Source organism: Thioalkalivibrio sp. ALJ24 (genome assembly GCF_000377785.1).
Taxonomy (GTDB): Bacteria; Pseudomonadota; Gammaproteobacteria; order Ectothiorhodospirales; family Ectothiorhodospiraceae; genus Thioalkalivibrio.
In genome coordinates this window covers 163,865-181,336 of record NZ_KB898727.1, presented here as the reverse complement: position 1 = coordinate 181,336, position 17,472 = coordinate 163,865, and the positions used below count along the sequence as shown (strand labels likewise).

The following is a 17,472-nucleotide window of genomic DNA, read 5'->3' as shown; positions in this document are numbered from 1 at the left end:
GGTCTGCGGAGCGAATGTTTCGTCGTGGTGCAGCCCGTTTCGGGGGCATGCATCAAGATGGATCAGGCTGCCCTGAAAGTGTGCGAGCGCGGGAGGTTTCGAGGCGGTGTCTGCTGATGCCGGGCGGATGCCGGAAGGCGTGCAGAGGCGTTACTCCCGGCTGAAGCCGACACCCCGCGCCGGCCCGGCGCCGGGGTGGCGGACCGGCGCGGCCGGATCAGGCGAACAGCTTGCGGCGGAAGAACTCCGGGGTGGCGCCGGCGGCGCGGTGGATGGCCGCATTGTAATAATGCGTGACGAACGGGATCTCCTCGGCGGCTTCCTCGCGCAGGAAGGCGACCGGGGCGTCCTTGGAGGCGATGGTGCAGGTCCACCAGCCGGACGGGTAGGTGGGCTGCGGGAAATGCATGGTCAGGGCGTCGATGAAACCCGCCATGCGCATGCTGTCGTGCATCGGCCGCAGGATGCTGTCGGTATGCAGCAGCGGGGATTCGCTCTGCTGCACCAGCAGGCCATCGGAGCCCAGCGCCTTCACGCAGTCGCGGTAGAAATCCGCGGAGAACAGCCCTTCGGCCGGGCCGACCGGGTCGGTGGAGTCGACGATGATCACGTCGATGGAGCCGGGTTCCGCGTCCTTGATGAACTGGATGCCGTCATCGAACAGGAGTTCGGCGCGCGGGTCGTCGTTGGCGTCGCACAGTTCGGGGAAATACTGCTCGGACAGGCGGGTCACGCGTTCGTCGATATCCACCTGCGTTGCCTTTTCCACCTCGTCGTGCTTGAGCACCTCGCGCAGGGTGCCGCAGTCGCCGCCGCCGATGATCACCACGTTCTTCGGGGCGTTGTGCGAATACAGGACCGGGTGCGACATCATCTCGTGGTAGATGAAGTTGTCGCGGCCGGTGAGCATCACGAAGCCGTCGATCACCATCAGGTTGCCGAAGCCCGTGGTCTCGAAGATCTCGATCTTCTGGTAGGGCGTCTGCTCCTCGTGGAGCTTTTTCGTGATGCGCAGGGACATCGCGATGTCCTTGTCGGGTTCGCTGAACCAGTGGTCGTCGAGTGCCATCGGGCGGGCTCCCCTTGTGCATGGGTGAACGGTAGGATGCGCCGCCATGATAGTGCCCTGTATCCTGCGGGCAACTCCGACCCTCCCCAACCGCGGAACCGCCATGTCTGCCACGTCCTGGACCCTGGATGATGCGCGCCGTACCTACGGCATCGATCACTGGAACGGGGATTTCTTCGAGATCAATGCGTCCGGGCATGTCTGCATGCGCCGGCCGGACTGGCCGGAACACCCCGGCGTGGATCTGCACGCGCTGGCCTGCCGCCTGCGCGAGGAGCACGTGGGCCCGCCGGTGCTGGTGCGCTTTCAGGACGTGCTCGACGGTCGCGTGCGGCGCCTGTCGCGTGCCTTCGCCCGGGCGGCCGAGGAGCTGGATTACCACGGCGACTTCACCGCGATCTATCCGATCAAGGTCAATCAGCAGCGCTCGGTGGTCGAGCGCATCCTCGCCACCGGCGACCACGCGGATGCCGAAGGCCACCGGCCGCAGGTGGGGCTGGAGGCCGGTTCCAAGCCGGAGCTGATCGCGGTGCTGGCGCAGTCGCGCCCGGGCTCGGTCATCATCTGCAACGGCTACAAGGATCGCGAATACGTGCGCCTGGCCCTGATCGGGCGGCAGCTCGGCCACCGGGTGTACATCGTCATCGAGAAGCCCTCGGAGCTCGAGGAGGTGATCCGCCAGGCCGAAGCCATGGACATATCGCCGCTGCTGGGGCTGCGCGTGCGCCTGGCGTCCATCGGCAAGGGCAAGTGGCAGAACACCGGTGGCGAGAAGGCCAAGTTCGGCCTTTCCGCGGCGGACGTGCTGGCAATCCTCGAGCGCCTGCGCGGGCTCGACTGGCTCGACCGCCTGCAGCTGCTGCATTTCCACATGGGGTCGCAGATCGCCAACATCCGCGACATCCAGAACGGCATGGGCGAGGCGGCCAGTTACTTCGCCGCGCTGCACGAGGCCGGGGCCGGCATCCGCGTGGTCGACGTGGGCGGGGGCCTGGGCATCGACTACGAGGGCTCGCGCTCGCGCAACGAATGCTCCATCAACTACTCGGTGGAGGAATACGCCCTCAACATCCTGCGCCCGCTCAGCCGTATCTGCCACGAGCACGACCTGCCGATGCCCGAGGTGTTCAGCGAGTCCGGGCGTGCCCTGACCGCGCATCACGCGGTGCTGATCACCAACGTGATCGACTGCGAACCGGCCCCCGGGGACGGCCCCGTGCCGCCGCCGGCCGCCGACGAGCCGCCCGAGATCGCGACCCTGCGGGCACTGCTGGAGGACAGCGCGCGTCCGCCGTCCGAGGTCTTTCACGACGCCGCCTGGCACCTGGCCGAGGTGCAGGCGCAGTTCGCCCGCGGCCTGCTGTCGCTGGCCGACCGCGCCCGCGCCGAGGCGCTGTACTTCGCCCTGTGCCAGCGACTGCTGGCGGACCCGGATGCCCTGCCGGCCGAGATCCATGCCGAACTGACCGACAAGCTGGCGGACAAGGTCTTCTGCAACTTCTCCGTGTTCCAGTCCATCCCCGACACCTGGGCGATCGACCAGATCTTCCCCATCATGCCGCTGCACCGGCTGGATCAGGCACCCACGCGCCGGGCGGTGCTGCAGGACCTGACCTGCGACTCCGACGGCCACGTGGAGTACTACGTGGAGCGCGAAGGCACCCACACCACGCTGGCCCTGCACGAGTGGGAGCCCGCACGGCCGTATTATCTGGGGATCTTCCTGGTGGGGGCCTATCAGGAGATCCTGGGCGATCTGCACAACCTGTTCGGCGACACCGACACGGTCAACGTCGAGCTCACCTCCGACGGCGGCTACCGTCTGGTCGACCCCGAGCGCGGCGACACCGTGGACGAACTGCTGTCCTACGTGCACTTCGCCCCCGACGACCTGCGCCGCGCGTTCCGCGCCCGCATCGACGCCGCCGGCCTGCGCGGCGAGGCGGCCGGGCGGCTGCTGGCGGAGCTGGAGCACGGCCTGACCGGCTACACCTATCTGGAGGACTGAGATGCAGTGCTACGTCTATCGCGCCACGCGGCGCGCCGACACCTATGTCTATCTGCCGGAGAAGGACGACTTCTCCGATCTGCCCGACACCCTGATGAAGGCCCTGGGCAGCCTCGAATTCGCGCTGGAGTTCGAGCTGACCCCCGACCGCACCCTGGCGCAGGAAGACCCGCAGAAGGTCCTCGCCAACCTGCAGGACCAGGGCTTCCACCTGCAGGTCCCGCCGCCGGACGACAAGCTCGACCCGTGGCAGGGCGGGGCGTCGGGCTGATCGGAGCGGGCGCTTACCAGAGGCAGCGGATCGGGAATGTCTGCAGGGCCGGGTCTGCGGTGACCAGCGGGACCTGTTCCAGTTCGGCCTGAGCTGCGAGGACCCGGTCGAACGGGTCCCGGTGTTCCTGCGGGTAGGACCCGGCATGGATGGCCTGTCGGTAATTCACGGCCAGATGGGAGAACCCGTCGGCGGTGATCAGCTCGTCGAAGTCGCGGAGCACCTCCGCTCCGATCGCGAGCTTGCCCAGGCGGTACTTGGTCGCGATCTCCCAGGCGCTGGCCGCACTCACCAGCACGGTGTGTGTTTCGTCCTGGATGGTATTTCTGGCAGTGGTGGAGAGCTTCGGGTCGTCGGTCATCCACCACAAGAGGGCGTGCGTATCCAGCAGGACTCGCATCACTCTTCCCATGCGCGAAGTTCTTCCTCGGGCAGGGGCTCGAAGAAGGATTCCTCCACACGGCCCTTAACCCTGCCGGGCTGCCGTTTCTGCGGTGTGCCCTCCAGCGGGACCAGCCGTGCATAGGGGCGCCCGGCGCGCGACAGGATGATCTCCTCGCCGTCGTGTGCCCTTTTCAGCAGACGCGATAAATGAGTTTTCGCTTCATGCACGTTCACGGTGGTGGTCATCAAGGCACCTGTACAACCTGGTCATCTGGTTAGTCTATGTGAGGGACGCTGTCGCGACAACGAAAGCCAAGCACTACTCAGTATAAATCTGTATAGTGACGGCCCTTTTGCCAGTACCCAGAGTTCGTATTTCATGACCGAGAAGCTTCGCAACATCGCCATCATCGCCCACGTCGACCATGGCAAGACCACGCTGGTCGACCAGCTCCTGCGCCAGTCCGGCACCCTCGACGAACGTGGCGACCACGGCGAGCGGGTCATGGATTCCAACGCGCTGGAGCAGGAACGCGGGATCACCATCCTGTCGAAGAACACCGCCATCAAGTGGCAGGACTACCGCATCAACATCGTCGACACCCCCGGACACGCCGACTTCGGCGGCGAGGTCGAGCGCGTGCTGTCGATGGTCGACTCCGTGCTGCTGCTGGTGGACGCGGTGGACGGCCCCATGCCGCAGACGCGCTTCGTGACCCAGAAGGCCTTCGCGATGGGCTTCAAGCCGATCGTGGTGGTCAACAAGGTCGACCGCCCGGGCGCGCGTCCGGACTGGGCCGTGGATCAGGTCTTCGACCTGTTCGACCGCCTGGGCGCCAGCGACGAGCAGCTGGACTTCCCGATCGTCTACGCCTCGGCGCTCAACGGCTTCGCCGGCATGGACTCGGACGTGACCGACGGCGACATGACCTGCCTGCTGGAGACCATCGTCGAGCACGTGTCGCCGCCGGACGTGGACGCCGACGGCCCGTTCCAGATGCAGGTCTCCTCGCTGGACTACAACTCCTACCAGGGCCTGATCGGTGTGGGCCGGGTGAAGCGCGGGCGCATCACCCCGAACAGCCAGATCAAGGTGATCGACCGCGAGGGCGGCGTGCGCAACGGCCGCATGCTGCAGATCATGGGCTTCCACGGGCTGGACCGGGTGGATGTCAGCGAGGCCAACGCTGGCGACATCATCACCTTCACCGGCATGGACAAGCTGTTCATCTCCGACACCCTGTGCGACCCGAGCCATGTCGAGGCCCTGCCGGCCCTGACCGTGGACGAGCCCACGGTGAGCATGACCTTCCAGGTGAACACCTCCCCGCTGGCCGGAAAGGATGGCAAGTACGTTACCTCGCGCGTGATTCGCGAGCGCCTGGAAGAAGAGCTCAAGCACAACGTCGCCCTGCGCGTGGAAGATACCGAGGATCCCGACAAGTTCCGCGTCTCCGGCCGCGGCGAGCTGCATCTGGGCATCCTCATCGAGAACATGCGCCGCGAGGGCTTCGAGCTGGGCGTCTCGCGTCCCGAGGTGGTCATCCGTGAGGTCGACGGGGTCAGGCAGGAGCCTTACGAGACCGTGACCGTGGACATCGAGGAAGAGCACCAGGGCACGGTGATGGAGAAGCTGGGCGAACGCCGCGGCGAACTCACCAACATGATGCCGGACGGCAAGGGCCGGGTGCGCCTGGACTACACCATCCCCTCGCGCGGGCTGATCGGCTTCCAGACCGAGTTCATGACCGCGACATCGGGCACCGGCATTCTGCATCACATCTTCGACCACTACGGGCCGATGGCGACCGGCGCCGTGGCCTCGCGCCAGAACGGCGTGCTGATCGCCAACGCCCCGGGCAAGGCCCTGGGCTTTGCGCTGTTCAATCTGCAGGACCGCGGCAAGCTGTTCATCAGCCCCGGCGAAGAGGTCTACGAGGGCATGGTCATCGGCCTGCATTCGCGCGAGAACGACCTGGTCGTCAATGCGCTCAAGGCCAAGCAGCTCACCAACGTGCGCGCCGCCGGGACCGACGAGAACATCCAGCTGACTCCGCCGGTGCGCATGACGCTGGAACAGGCGATCGAGTTCATCGACGAGGATGAGCTCGTGGAGGTCACCCCGAGCGCCATCCGCATCCGCAAGAAGCTCCTGCTGGAACACGAGCGCAAGAAGGCCTCGCGCGCCGCCGCCAACGCCTGACGCCCGTCTCCGCCCCGGCGCCCGCCGGGTGCGAGGGGGTCAGGAAGAGGGGTCGGGCTGGTCTTCGGCGTCCATGCGGGCGAGCATGCGCATGCCTCCGGCCATGCAGGCGAGTGCCGAGTGGGTGGCTTCGTCGAACGTGGCCGGGTCGTCCTGCAGCACGCTGGCCGGCGGGAGTTGCCAGTATTTCGGGCGGCAGCCGGGCGGGCGACCGGCCGGCATGTCCTTCGCGGCCTCGGCGTCCACCGCCACCAGCAGGTCCGCCCACTCCAGGTCCTCGCGCGCGAGTTCGCCCATGGCCGGGCGCGGGCGAACCTCCAGCCACTCGGCCACGTCCCCGTCCTGCTCGGCCAGCTCGGCCAGCTCGGCTACGCGGGCGGCGCGGCCGTCGTTCCCGGCGGCGGCCACCAGTAGGTGCGCCCGGCGCTTAAACATCTCCGCGCCCCTGCAGGTTCATTTGGCGACGGCCCGCGCAGGGCCGCAGGATGCCGGGATCATCATTCATCGCGGAGAACCTCTGATGGCCGAATTCGACTGGTCGCAGTATGCCCTGAGCGAGCTGAAGCTGGTGTACACCACGCTGCATGCCCAGCTGACCCTGCAGCCGGAGCTGATGGACTCGCAACTGATGGAAGATCTGCAGGCCCACCTGCAGCAGGCAGCGAAGGCCGACGGCGTGGACGCCTCCACCCACTCCCAGTGGGCCGCCTGGCTCAACGATCGCTGACGGGGAATTGCTCAAGCCCAATCACGGGATGCCATGCCCGAGAGGGTGACGATTCAGACATGAATGGCCTCGCGTTCCACATACGGCCGTAGTTCGGGGCGCAGGGCTCGCTCGGTTACCAGGTCTACGGGGCGTCCGAGCAGGTCCTCGAGGTAGAACTGCAGCCCGAAATACTGTTGTGCTGAGGCTGGGTCGGGGAAATCGACGAGGATGTCGATGTCGCTTTCATGGGCGGCTTCGTTTCGGGCGAGCGAGCCAAACAGCGCGAGCTCTCGTACGCCAAACTCGCGGATCAGTATGGCGCGATGCGCCCGAAGTGTCGCCAGGACGCGGTCACGCTCGAGCGGTGATGATGCGGGGGGGCGTCCCGCAAGCGTTGTATCGGTCGCATGAGGCGGTATCATCCCGAATTCCCGGTCAGGCGTCGCCGGCGGTGGCCTTGCGGTGCTCGGCGGCGAAGTCGAGCATGCGCTGCGTCGCGGTCAGGGCCTTCAGGCGGGCGTCCTCGTCGATGAAGATCTCGTTGGTGGCCGGTTCGGCGGTGTCTTCCAGCGTATTGGCCAGCGAGACCAGATCGTTCATCGCCATCCACGGGCAGTGGGCGCAGCTGGTGCAGGTCGCGCTCTCGCCGCCGGTGGGGGCCTCGATCAGGGTCTTGTCCGGGGCCGCCTCGCGCATCTTGTAGAAGATGCCCTTGTCGGTCGCCACGATGAACTCCGGCTCGTCGCGGTCCTTCACCGCGGCGATCAGCTGGCTGGTGGAGCCCACCACGTCGGCCTGATGGATCACCTCGCGCGGCGACTCCGGGTGCACCAGCACGGCCGCGTCCGGATGGCGGCTGCGCAGGTCTTCCAGCGCCCACGAGCGGAACTCGTCGTGCACCACGCAGGAGCCGTCCCACAGCACCATATCGGCGCCGGTGGTGCGGCGGATGTAGTCGCCCAGGTGCTTGTCGGGCGCCCACAGGACCTTCTTCCCCTGGTCGCGCAGGTGCTCCACCAGTGGCACCGCGATGCTGGAGGTGACCACGTAGTCCGCCTGTGCCTTCACGTCCACCGAGGTGTTCGAATACACCACCACGGTATGGTCCGGGTGCTGCGCGCGGAACTTCGCGAACTCGTCGGCCGGGCAGCCCAGGTCCAGCGAGCACTCGGCCTCCAGCGTGGGCATCAGCACGCGTTTTTCCGGGCTGAGGATCTTGGCCGTCTCGCCCATGAAACGCACCCCGGCCACCACCAGAGTGCTCGCCGGATGGTCCTTGCCGAAGCGCGCCATCTCCAGCGAATCCGCCACGCAGCCACCGGTCTCGTCGGCCAGGCGCTGCAGGGATTCGTCCACGTAATAATGCGCCACCAGCACCGCGTCGCGCTCGCGCAGCAGGCGCTTGATGCGTTCCACCAGCTCCGCGCGCTCGGTCTCGCCGAGATGGTGCAGTCCCGCGGTCACGTGCGCCGTGGACGGCACGTGAAACAGCGGTTTGTCGGCCACCGGTGCGGTCATGGGAATCCTCGCCGTCAGTACAGTCTGCTTATAATACGACAGGCCCCTTTCCGGTGTCGTTCCGGCCCTGTCATGACCGAGCTTGAGCAACAGTACCGACAATTGTCCTTCGACCAGCGCATGGAGATGGCGCTGGCTGCCGACCTCGACCCGTGCTGGCGCCCGTTTCTGGTGCGCGACCAGCATGCCCAGGTCAAGGCGTATTTCTCCCGCCGTCTCGATCTGCAGCCCGAGGAAATCGCGCTGTTGCTGGCGGACCCCAACCAGACCGTGCGCCTGAACTGCGCCAAGCGGCCCGACCTCACCCCGGAGCAGGTGGCCGCCTGCGTGAACGACCGCGACCCCAACCTGCGCTACTTCGTGGCCCGCAACCCGCTGCTGAGCGAAGACCAGCGGGAACAACTGATGGACGACGAGGACGAACTGGTACGCATTGCCGTGCGCAAGGGCCCCAAGCAGCGCGGCACCCGTGCCCGACCCGGCCAGGCCGAGATGATCCGTTGACCGATACCCAGCCCGACAAACCCAAACGCCCGAAGCCCACCGCGCGCCGCCGTGCGCTCGGCTGGGGCATCCAGATCGCCATCGCGCTGGCCATCTTCCTGCTGGTGCGCGCCTGGATGGCCCGCGACATGGTGGAAGGCCCGGCGCCCGAGTTCGAGGCCGAACTGCTCGACGGCTCGCCCGTGGCCCTCGCCGACTACGTGGGCGACGAACCCGTGCTGTTGCATTTCTGGGCCAGCTGGTGCGCCATCTGCCGGCTGGAGGAAGGCGAGATCGTACGCCTGTCGGACAGCCATCCGGTACTGACCGTCGCCATGCAGTCCGGCGAGCGCGAAGAGGTCATCGCGCACCTCAACGAACGCGAGCGTGAACTGACCACCGTCAACGACCCGCAGGGCCGGATCGCCGCGCGCTACGGTGTCCAGGGCGTCCCCGCCAGCTTCATCATCAACACCGACGGCGACGTCGTCTTCCGCAAGCAGGGCTACGCCCCGCCGCTGGAACTGCGCTTCCGGCTCTGGCTCGCCCGCTGGCTCTGATGGTCCTGATCGGGGTCAGGGGCGCGAAGCAGCAGGGCTTCAGCCCTCCAGCTCCCGCAGCACGCGAAATCCCAGGTTGGTGTCCATCTCGTCCGCGTTGCGGCGCCGGCGGGCGGCGCTGCGCGTGAGTACCGCCGGGTCGAACCACGAGCCGCCCTTGGTCACCAGCCACTCGTTGTCCGGCTCCGGCCCGTAGACCCCGTCGCGCGGCAGGCTCGCGTGGTTGTCGTGCCAGGGCGTCGCCGTGAACTCCTGCACGTTCCCGTGCATGTCGTACAGCCCCCACAGGTTCGGCTGGAAACTGCCCACCTCCAGCGGCCGGTTCAGCGGAAAGCACGCCGGGATGTACCACTTGCGCCGCTGGCGCCGCTCCTCGTACGGGAACAGCGAATTGAAATGCACGTCGCGGCAGCCCACCACCTCGCCGAACGCGAACGGCGTGGTCGTCCCCGCGCGGCAGGCATGCTCCCACTCGGCCTCGGTCGGCAGGCGGTAACGCTGCCCGGTCTCCTCGCTCAGCCACTCCAGATACTTGCGCACCCCCGCCGGTTTGATGTTGAACATCGGCGTGCGTGGCGTCTTCGGCCGCACGAGCCAGTCCCACCGCTCATGGTCCGTAGCCTCCTCGAAGGCCCGCCATTCCTCGAGCGTGACCGTAAAGCGGCCCAGCGCGAACGGCCGCTCCAGCGTCACCAGCCGCCGCGGGCCCTCGTGCTCCTGGCGCCCGAACTCCGTGGCATCGGAGCCGATCTCCAGTTCCCCCGGCGGGATCACCACCAGCTCCGGCGTGGGCACGCCCGAACGGGCGCTGTCGCGGAACGCGATGTCCACCCCGGCCGAGCGTGCCGCGCTGCGCTGCAGGTCCAGCAGACCCGCCTGATCCATTCGCTGAACGTTCTTTGCCATCCTTCCTCCGGGTCGCGTCATGGCCCACACCATAAGGCAACCGGCCCTGCATCGGGTTCCCGTTTCTCTCGCAAGGGGTTGTGGCGGAGCATGAGGCGCGCTAGCTTGCCACCCATGGCGGCCCGGCCGCCCGCAACCATGTCCGGACTCAGGGAGGAGCCGACGTGAACCCAATCGCATGCCGCTCGCGGACCCGCGGGCTGACCCTCATCGAACTGCTGTTTACGCTGCTGATGATTTCGGCCCTACTGAAGCTGGGGGCGCCCGCGTTCGGAAATCTCGTTGAACAGGCCCGCCTGACTGCAACAACCAATCAATTCCTGACCACGCTGCACATGGTTCGCAGCGAGGCCATTCGGCGAGGCACGATGGTTAGCCTCTGCGCCTCCGCCGATGGCGCGACTTGCACCAGCGGTGCGGACTGGGATGGTGGCTGGCTCCTCTACGCCAACCCGGCGCGCTCCGGGCAGCCATCCGGTCCAGACAGCATCTTGCGAGTAGGCACTGCGTGGACCGATCCCAGCGTGACTGTGACCGGTAACCAACCGGTCAGTCGGTACATCTCGTACAACGCGATCGGCCAATCCGAACGCCTCTCGGGGGCTCTGCTGATGGGCACCATCTCGATCTGCGCGGGATCGAACGAAGGCCGCACTATCGTCATCAGCAGCTCTGGGCGTCCACGTACCTCAGACACTCATTGTGATCAGGAGCCGTAGAAAGTTCGGGGCATTCATTTGGGGGGGGGTCCAGTGGTCGCCGAGCGACCGTTCGCGTAACAAATCTGACCGTTGGTGCGACCGAACCTTGCAGCAGGCGAGCGTCATGCTCAACACTCGGATCAAAGAAAACTCCGCAAAGACTGGCGCGCCATGACCCGAACCTCTGGATTCACCCTCGTGGAACTGATGGTCACCATCGCGGTGCTCGCGATCGTGCTGACTCTGGCCGTTCCGGGGTTTCAGGCGCTTGTGCAGAACAACCGGGCCACGACGCTAGCCAATGAGCTGACAACGGCGATCAATCTGGCGAGGAGTGAAGCGGTTCGGCGTGGCGAGGTCGTCACGGTATGTGCAGATAGCTCGGACAATTGGGAAGAGGGCTGGCGAGTCGAGCTCGGCTCCGGGTGTAACGCAACGGGCGACGATGTGCTTCGCATCTGGGACGCTCCCCATGCAACTTCGGTGATTGACGCCAGCGGCATCGAGTCCGTTCCGTTTGATGCCCTTGGCTCGCGCTACGAGGAACCGGGGTCTAGTGCCTCCTCGGAGGTCGAGTTTGAGGTCCATGCCGAGAACTGCTCGGGTGAGCGGGCTCGAACCCTGAAAGTCTCTCGGGGGGGGCGTGTCAGCGTGGAGCGCACGAATTGCCCATGAACGAGCGAATTCGAAGGAGGAGTCGTCGTGCGTGAAACGCGCTTCATGAATCGGGCAAACCGGACCACCATCGGTCCTGGCCGTTCCCCGCAGCTTGGTGTCACCCTGATCGAGATACTGGTGACCGTACTGGTGCTGTCCATCGGTCTCATTGGCCTGGCAAGTCTGCAGGGTAATGCGCTGAAGGCGAACCAGAGCGCATACATGCGCGCGCAAGCCACGATCCTCGCTTACGACATCCTCGACGTAATGCGAGTCGACCGCGAGGCAGCGTTGGATCAGGACTATGACGGGCTGTATGAGAGTCCTCCGGCGGTCGAGACCGGAGATGCGTTCGTACGCGTGGAACTCAACCGCTGGATGACGGATGTCGACAACACGCTCCCGGATCCATCGGGGCGCATCGACACGGACTCGAATACCGGCATCGTTACTATCGCCATCTCCTGGGATGACACCCGAGGCGAGGAATCGCCCGAAACCTTCAGAATCAGGACGCGCCTGTGACCATGCCCACACACCTTCCCAACAGTGATAGCGCGGTATCGCCACGCACCATCCGTGGCCTGACGCTCGTGGAACTGATGATCGCCCTCGTGCTCGGCATTCTCCTGATCGGCGCCGTGATCAGCGTATTCATTGGAACCAGCCAGACGTACCGAACTCAGGAGGCCATGAGCAAGGTCCAGGAGACCGGGCGTTTCGCGACCGAAATCCTCGCCCGCGACATCCGTCAGACCGGGCTGCGCGGCGCCTGCATGCCCGGAGCAGAGATCAATTCTCTACTCGATTCGAGTGACTCTGAGTATGACGATCAGATCCACGACTTCGGGACAGGTGCCTTGATGGGCTGGCATCAGGAACCACCAGGCGAGTATTCAGATGACATGATCAACTACGTTGGCGGAACGGACGTCCTGCTGTTGAAAAAAGCTTCCAGCATGGACGTTTCTCCCAGCGGGAATACACCCGCCAATGCAGCTACGGTGAACCTCGATGGTCCCAGCGGGGTTGCTCGCGAACAGCTTGTGGTAATCAGTGACGCCGAAGCCTGTGATGTTTTCCAGAATACAGCCAACTCGAATGCCAATACGATCACCAGAGGCGCCGCTGCAATGGACCCCGGCAATCTCAACCCGGGCCTGAATGACCTTTCCAAACAATTTGACGAGAATGCGGAACTGTTCCGCTTCGAGTCCCGGCTCTACTACGTGGGCAGGAGCGACTCCACGGGCCAGAAAGCCCTGCGACGCCTCGATTTTGGCCTGGGGACTGCGCGCGACGAAGAGCTGGTGACCGGCGTCGAGGACTTTCGGGTTCGCTATGGGGTAGATACAAGTGACGACCGACGGGTCAACCAATTCGTGACTGCGGATAATGTCAGCGACTGGGAAGACGTGCGGGCCATCCGCATCATCCTGATTGCGAAAAGTGCCGACACCGAGAACGTGGTGGATGCGCCGCAGGAACTCGCGGTCGATGGCGGCACATGGACGGCAGACGACCGTCGGCTCTACCAGGTCTTCACGTCCACAACCGGCCTGCGAAACCGCCTGGACTGAATGCATATGAACCGTACACCTTCTGGAATGTACCCGCTAATCAACAAGCGACCGGGCGCCCGCGCCACGCAGCGGGGCTCTGCCCTGATCGTCGGCCTGATCCTCCTGCTGGTCGTGACCATCCTCGCCATTGCCGGCATGCAGGACACCTTGTTGCAGGAGCGTATGTCCGGTCACTGGCACGACCGAAACCTCGCCTTCCAGGCCAGCGAGGCCGCGCTTCGCCAAGGCGAAGGGTGGCTTGAAAGTTCGACCGCCAACCACGGAACCGCACAAACCCATGACCGCCTGGAGAAGCCTTTCTCCTGGGATGGGGACCCGGCGCATGGAACTCTGGACATGAACGATCTCGACCTTGAGCTGGCGGAAGACGCTGCCTACTACGTCAATCCGCCCTCTTACAGCCGGGTGCCGGGAAGCATGGATATCGCGGAACCCGAATGCGACCGCATCTTTCCGATCTTCGGTCATGGCGTCGGCGGTACGGAAAACGCTCGAGTGACGCTTCGTGCGGACATCATACCGCGAAACAGCCCGCTGGTTTCCTGCCCGCCCGAATTGGGTGAATGAAGGCGAATTTACCTGACCTCTGGAACGACTCAAGCTGAGGCCCCGATATGCATCCTGTACATCACCAGATTGCCCGCCCAACCGGATTCCCGTCGTCCATGGTTTTGGTGGGGTGCTTGACCCTGGGTATTCTAGCTTCGCCCGCCTCGGCTGAACTCGATGTGGCCCAGCAACCATTGTTTTCGCTGCAGGATGTCCCGGGAAGTCTGGTGCTAGTTCCGTCCGTGGAGTGGCCCACGATCAACAGCCTGGCGAACCTGGGGACCTATTCCGAGGGTGAGGAGTACGCTGGCTACTTCGATTCCAACAAGTGCTACCAGTACGTTTACGATGAGGACGAAGCTGAGCGCCACTTCGCGCCGGTCAGGTTCACTTCGGATCGTCGCTGCACCTCCGACGCTGCACCGTGGAGCGGAAATTTCCTGAACTGGGCAGCGACCCAGACGGTGGACCCGTTCCGCTCCGCACTGACCGGAGGCTACAGGGTGCGCGACACAAAGAGCGAAACCTGGCTCGAAAAGGCCCGTCACACCGGCCAGGGGGGCGACAACATCTACCCCAATCGCCGATTGCCTGATAGCGGTTTCGATACCTCCGTCATGCACGGGGCGACGCCCTTCGGCGACTTCGGATGGATGCGCATGCGGATTGAGGGTCTGGGCAACAAGATGCGTTTCCGTCTCGAAGACAATCGCGTCAACCAGAATGTCGCTGCGTTTGATCCCGGTACCGAGGTTTCTGGGGATCAGGCGTACGAGGTCAGTGTTCGTGTGAGTGTGTGCGAATCGGGGCTGCTTGAGGATAACTGCCGGCAGTATGCAGGCGGCTGGAAGCCCGAGGGGACTCTGCAGGAGTATTCCGACCGGATCCGTTACAGCCTGTTCGGGTACATCAATGACCACGACATTCTGCGCGATGGCGGCGTCCTGCGTGCCAAACAGAAGTACATCGGTCCGACGAAGCCCGACGGCGAAGGCGGGATGGTGAACAATCCGCGCGCCGAGTGGGACGAACGTACCGGTGTGATCATCCGCAATCCGGACGACGACTGGGCCAGCCAGACCCGAGCCGCCGGTATCGAGGATAGCGGCATCCTGAACTACCTGAACAAGTTCGGCCAGATGACGGACCGGGACCACAAGGAAATTGACCCGGTGAGCGAACTGTCTTACGCGAGTCTGCGTTATCTGAAGAATCAGGGGCACGTCCGGTCGTACAGCTCGTATCCGTCGCAGCTGTATTCCATGGCGGATCCGGATTGGAGCGCGTACGAGGTGGCGGACGGTTTCCCCGTGATCGACGACTGGGATGACCCCGTCGATCACTGGTGTCAGCCCAACACGATACTGGGGATCGGCGACATCTACACCCACCGCGACAAGAACCTCCCCGGCAGCACTTGTTCGAACGACGAACCGTCCACCCCGCCCGAGGTCAGTGCGGACGACACAGTGAATGTCGTTACGGAGACCAACCGCGTTGGCCAGATGGAAGGGATCGGAAATATTGGCAACCAATGCAATTTTACCGGACGCGAAAATTCGGCCTACATGGCGGGCTTGGCCTGGCATGCGAATGCGCATGACATCCGCCCCGATCTTGATGGTGGCCGCACCAGTGCCCAGTCATACTGGATCGATGTGCTCGAAGATCAATCACTGGAGGGCATGGCTTACAATCAGTTTGCCCTTGCGGCGAAGTACGGCGGGGCGCGCCTCCCGGAGGACTTCGACGCCGACGAGTGGGGCGACCAGCCTCTGCCGGAGGACTGGTGGCACCGGAATGGGGAGGAATTGACCCCGTTTGGACCGCGTGGCAAAGGAGACTCTTTTCTCCGGCCAGACAATTTCTTCACGGCCGGGGAAGCCCGGACTATGGTTGAAAGCCTGGAGCAAGCCTTCGAGGCCATTTCCCTTGAGCTTGCAGGTACGAGCACCTCCGCCGCCGCGAGCTCGGCCATCCTGCAGTCAGACACCTTGCTGTTCAGTGCGGGTTTCCGCTCCGAGGACTGGTCTGGCATGCTCACGGGGCGCCCGATCGATTCCGACGGCAATGTGGCAGATCCTGGATGCGCGGACTGCTGGGACGCGGAAACGATCCTTGCGGCGCAGGCGGCGGCAAATGACCGGCGCATCTTTACGCGCTTTGCCGGCGAGGACGATACCGCAGGAGACGGCGGCGGAATTGCGTTTCAATGGGATCTTCTTCATGGAGACCAGTCGAGTGCTCTCGACCGCAATCCCGAGGGCGATCACGACGGTCGCGGCGCGGATCGAGTCGACTGGATCCGGGGCGAGGATCAGCAAGGGCTGCGCAGCCGGTCCGGCTCCGGTGCCCCTCGTCTCCTCGGTGACATCGTCAACTCGGACCCTGTCTTCGTGGACGATGTACTCTATGTGGGTGCAAACGACGGCATGTTGCATGCCTTCGACGGCAACAGCGGGGAGGAACTCTTCGCGTACATTCCGAGCAGCCTGCTGTTGCCGGAGACGGAAGGCGATTTTGCTCCGCTCTCCCGCCTGACAGCCCTGGATTACACCCAGAATCACCGATATTTCGTCGATGGACAGATTGCCGTTCGCGAGATCCTCGATGACGACGGCGACGTGAGGACGATCCTGGTGGGGTCCTTGGGTGCGGGTGGCCGACAGGTGTTCGCACTGGACGTTTCCGAGCCGGAGGATTTCTCACCGGAAGATCATGTGCTCTGGGAGTTTACCCATGACGAATTGGGGTCTTCGATCGGAGTTCCTCAGATTGCACGCGTTCGTTCGGGGGATTGGGCCGTGATCTTTGGCAATGGATACAACAGTGATTCGCACGAGGCATCCCTGTTTGTCCTGGACTTGCTGGACGGCACACTCGAGGAGCGGATTGGTACAGGCGCGGGGGATACCGATTCGCCTAATGGGCTTGCCGCCCCATTCGTGACGGACTGGCCAGACGGGGGATTCCGCACAAGTCGCGCGTACGCGGGTGACCTGCTGGGTAACCTATGGGTGTTTGATCTGTCAGAAGATAACAGCAACCAATGGTCGGTCGATCGCCTGGCCCGAGTCACCGATCCGGACGGAAATCCGCAACCGATCACCACGCGTCCGGTGGGCCAGGCCCTGGGGCATGACTCGGCGATGATCGCGTTCGGTACCGGATCGTATATCTTCGAGCCGGACGCCGACGACTCTCAGGTCCAAACCCTGTACGGTGTCCGGGATACCCGCTCTCCGGCGGACGATCCGGCGGAGCGTTCCGACCTGTTCAAGCAGACCATCAGGTCTCAGCAAACCATCGACACCGACGCGGGGCCGCGAGAACTACGGGTGATAACCGATGACCCCGTGGATCCGGCCGAATACCGGGGCTGGAGGCTCGACCTGGACCAGGACGAGGGCGAACGCGTGATCTCCAACCCGTCTACGCTGGGAAGAAATGAACAGCGGGTGCGTTTCTCAACCCTCATCCCGGATGAGGATCCCTGCGGTAGCGGCCGTCGTGGTTTCTTGATGGACTTCGACCTGCGCACAGGGGGGCAGCTGCAACAGCCCGTGTTTGATCTAGACCAGGACGGCCAGTTTGATGACGATGATCGCATCGATGTCGATGGCCAACTGGAGGCACCGAGTGGGATCAGCTTGGGTACCGGAGAGCGTATTCTTACAGTGGATGTCCCCGACTCTGATACCCAATTGCTGATCGATGGCGAAGGCGAAGATTCTGTCGACGGCAGAGACAGTGATCGGGCGGCTGGACGCATGAACTGGCAGCAGCTGAGGTAACTTCAAGTCCTGATAATCGTCCAATGAATTCGAGGAAGCGCGTGATGAGGCCACCTAATCTGGACTTTCGAAGATTT

The 17,472-nt window shown here is 64.3% G+C and carries 19 protein-coding genes; 12 read left to right on the top strand and 7 right to left on the bottom strand.

Features of this window, described 5'->3' with window-relative positions; genetic code table 11:
- Positions 1-217: 217 nt before the first annotated feature.
- Positions 218-1,069: a polyamine aminopropyltransferase gene (speE, locus tag D571_RS0106720; protein ID WP_018935909.1), complete on the bottom strand. Its 852-nt coding sequence runs from the start codon at positions 1,067-1,069 to the stop codon at positions 218-220.
- Positions 1,070-1,172: 103 nt separating this feature from the next.
- Here speE and speA point away from each other — a divergent pair, with 103 nt between their 5' ends.
- Both speA and D571_RS0106710 read left to right on the top strand, forming a co-directional pair.
- Positions 1,173-3,077, top strand: coding sequence for a biosynthetic arginine decarboxylase (speA, locus tag D571_RS0106715; RefSeq protein ID WP_018935908.1), 1,905 nt, complete (start codon positions 1,173-1,175; stop codon positions 3,075-3,077).
- A gap of 1 nt (position 3,078) precedes the next feature.
- The gene (locus D571_RS0106710; RefSeq protein WP_018935907.1) at positions 3,079-3,348 is read left to right on the top strand and encodes a YcgL domain-containing protein; all 270 of its coding nucleotides are present in this window, start codon (positions 3,079-3,081) and stop codon (positions 3,346-3,348) included.
- Between the two features lie 13 nt (positions 3,349-3,361).
- Here the strand turns inward: D571_RS0106710 and D571_RS0106705 are convergent, their stop codons facing one another.
- Together D571_RS0106705 and D571_RS0106700 are read right to left on the bottom strand one after the other, a co-directional pair.
- A complete protein-coding gene (locus tag D571_RS0106705; RefSeq protein ID WP_018935906.1) occupies positions 3,362-3,748 on the bottom strand; it encodes a type II toxin-antitoxin system VapC family toxin in 387 nt (128 codons plus the stop codon).
- Positions 3,748-3,978: a type II toxin-antitoxin system Phd/YefM family antitoxin gene (locus tag D571_RS0106700; protein ID WP_018869217.1), complete on the bottom strand. Its 231-nt coding sequence runs from the start codon at positions 3,976-3,978 to the stop codon at positions 3,748-3,750. Before D571_RS0106700 ends, D571_RS0106705 begins: the two co-directional genes overlap by 1 nt.
- A 133-nt stretch (positions 3,979-4,111) precedes the next feature.
- Here D571_RS0106700 and typA point away from each other — a divergent pair, with 133 nt between their 5' ends.
- Positions 4,112-5,935: a translational GTPase TypA gene (gene typA, locus D571_RS0106695; RefSeq protein ID WP_018935905.1), complete on the top strand. Its 1,824-nt coding sequence runs from the start codon at positions 4,112-4,114 to the stop codon at positions 5,933-5,935.
- 39 nt (positions 5,936-5,974) lie between these two features.
- On the opposite strand, the gene D571_RS0106690 is transcribed toward typA, so the two are convergent.
- Positions 5,975-6,370 carry a hypothetical protein gene (locus tag D571_RS0106690; RefSeq protein WP_018935904.1) on the bottom strand — a complete coding sequence of 132 codons (396 nt, stop codon included), beginning with the start codon at positions 6,368-6,370 and terminating at the stop codon, positions 5,975-5,977.
- A gap of 85 nt (positions 6,371-6,455) precedes the next feature.
- Between D571_RS0106690 and D571_RS0106685 the strand changes: the two genes are divergently transcribed.
- Positions 6,456-6,662, top strand: a complete 207-nt coding sequence (locus D571_RS0106685) for a hypothetical protein (RefSeq protein WP_018935903.1) — start codon at positions 6,456-6,458, stop codon at positions 6,660-6,662.
- A gap of 53 nt (positions 6,663-6,715) precedes the next feature.
- Here the strand turns inward: D571_RS0106685 and D571_RS0106680 are convergent, their stop codons facing one another.
- Positions 6,716-7,066 (bottom strand): nucleotidyltransferase family protein, encoded by a 351-nt coding sequence (locus D571_RS0106680; RefSeq protein WP_018935902.1) that lies wholly within the window; start codon positions 7,064-7,066, stop codon positions 6,716-6,718.
- Between the two features lie 13 nt (positions 7,067-7,079).
- Positions 7,080-8,162, bottom strand: coding sequence for a quinolinate synthase NadA (gene nadA, locus D571_RS0106675; RefSeq protein WP_018935901.1), 1,083 nt, complete (start codon positions 8,160-8,162; stop codon positions 7,080-7,082).
- 72 nt (positions 8,163-8,234) lie between these two features.
- On the opposite strand from nadA, the gene D571_RS0106670 reads away from it, so the two are divergent.
- Together D571_RS0106670 and D571_RS0106665 are read left to right on the top strand one after the other, a co-directional pair.
- Entirely contained in the window at positions 8,235-8,666 is a 432-nt protein-coding gene (locus D571_RS0106670; protein ID WP_026287660.1) for a hypothetical protein, read from the top strand.
- Complete coding sequence (locus tag D571_RS0106665) at positions 8,663-9,205, top strand: protein disulfide oxidoreductase (protein ID WP_018935899.1); 543 nt, start codon at positions 8,663-8,665, stop codon at positions 9,203-9,205. Before D571_RS0106670 ends, D571_RS0106665 begins: the two co-directional genes overlap by 4 nt.
- A 39-nt stretch (positions 9,206-9,244) precedes the next feature.
- Here D571_RS0106665 and D571_RS0106660 read toward each other — a convergent pair whose 3' ends face one another.
- Positions 9,245-10,111 (bottom strand): formylglycine-generating enzyme family protein, encoded by an 867-nt coding sequence (locus D571_RS0106660; RefSeq protein WP_026287659.1) that lies wholly within the window; start codon positions 10,109-10,111, stop codon positions 9,245-9,247.
- Between the two features lie 233 nt (positions 10,112-10,344).
- Between D571_RS0106660 and D571_RS0106655 the strand changes: the two genes are divergently transcribed.
- From D571_RS0106655 to D571_RS0106630, 6 genes are all read left to right on the top strand, one after another.
- Positions 10,345-10,830 carry a GspH/FimT family pseudopilin gene (locus D571_RS0106655; protein ID WP_051076165.1) on the top strand — a complete coding sequence of 162 codons (486 nt, stop codon included), beginning with the start codon at positions 10,345-10,347 and terminating at the stop codon, positions 10,828-10,830.
- A 153-nt stretch (positions 10,831-10,983) separates the two neighbouring features.
- The gene (locus tag D571_RS0106650) at positions 10,984-11,487 is read left to right on the top strand and encodes a GspH/FimT family pseudopilin (RefSeq protein ID WP_026287658.1); all 504 of its coding nucleotides are present in this window, start codon (positions 10,984-10,986) and stop codon (positions 11,485-11,487) included.
- Positions 11,488-11,532: 45 nt separating this feature from the next.
- Complete coding sequence (pilV, locus tag D571_RS0106645) at positions 11,533-11,994, top strand: type IV pilus modification protein PilV (protein WP_051076164.1); 462 nt, start codon at positions 11,533-11,535, stop codon at positions 11,992-11,994.
- Positions 11,995-12,071: 77 nt separating this feature from the next.
- Positions 12,072-13,049, top strand: a complete 978-nt coding sequence (locus D571_RS0106640) for a PilW family protein (protein WP_232196948.1) — start codon at positions 12,072-12,074, stop codon at positions 13,047-13,049.
- Between the two features lie 27 nt (positions 13,050-13,076).
- Complete coding sequence (locus D571_RS0106635; RefSeq protein ID WP_018935893.1) at positions 13,077-13,619, top strand: PilX N-terminal domain-containing pilus assembly protein; 543 nt, start codon at positions 13,077-13,079, stop codon at positions 13,617-13,619.
- A 116-nt stretch (positions 13,620-13,735) separates the two neighbouring features.
- A complete protein-coding gene (locus D571_RS0106630) occupies positions 13,736-17,395 on the top strand; it encodes a pilus assembly protein (RefSeq protein WP_232196942.1) in 3,660 nt (1,219 codons plus the stop codon).
- The last annotated feature ends 77 nt before the right edge of the window (positions 17,396-17,472 follow it).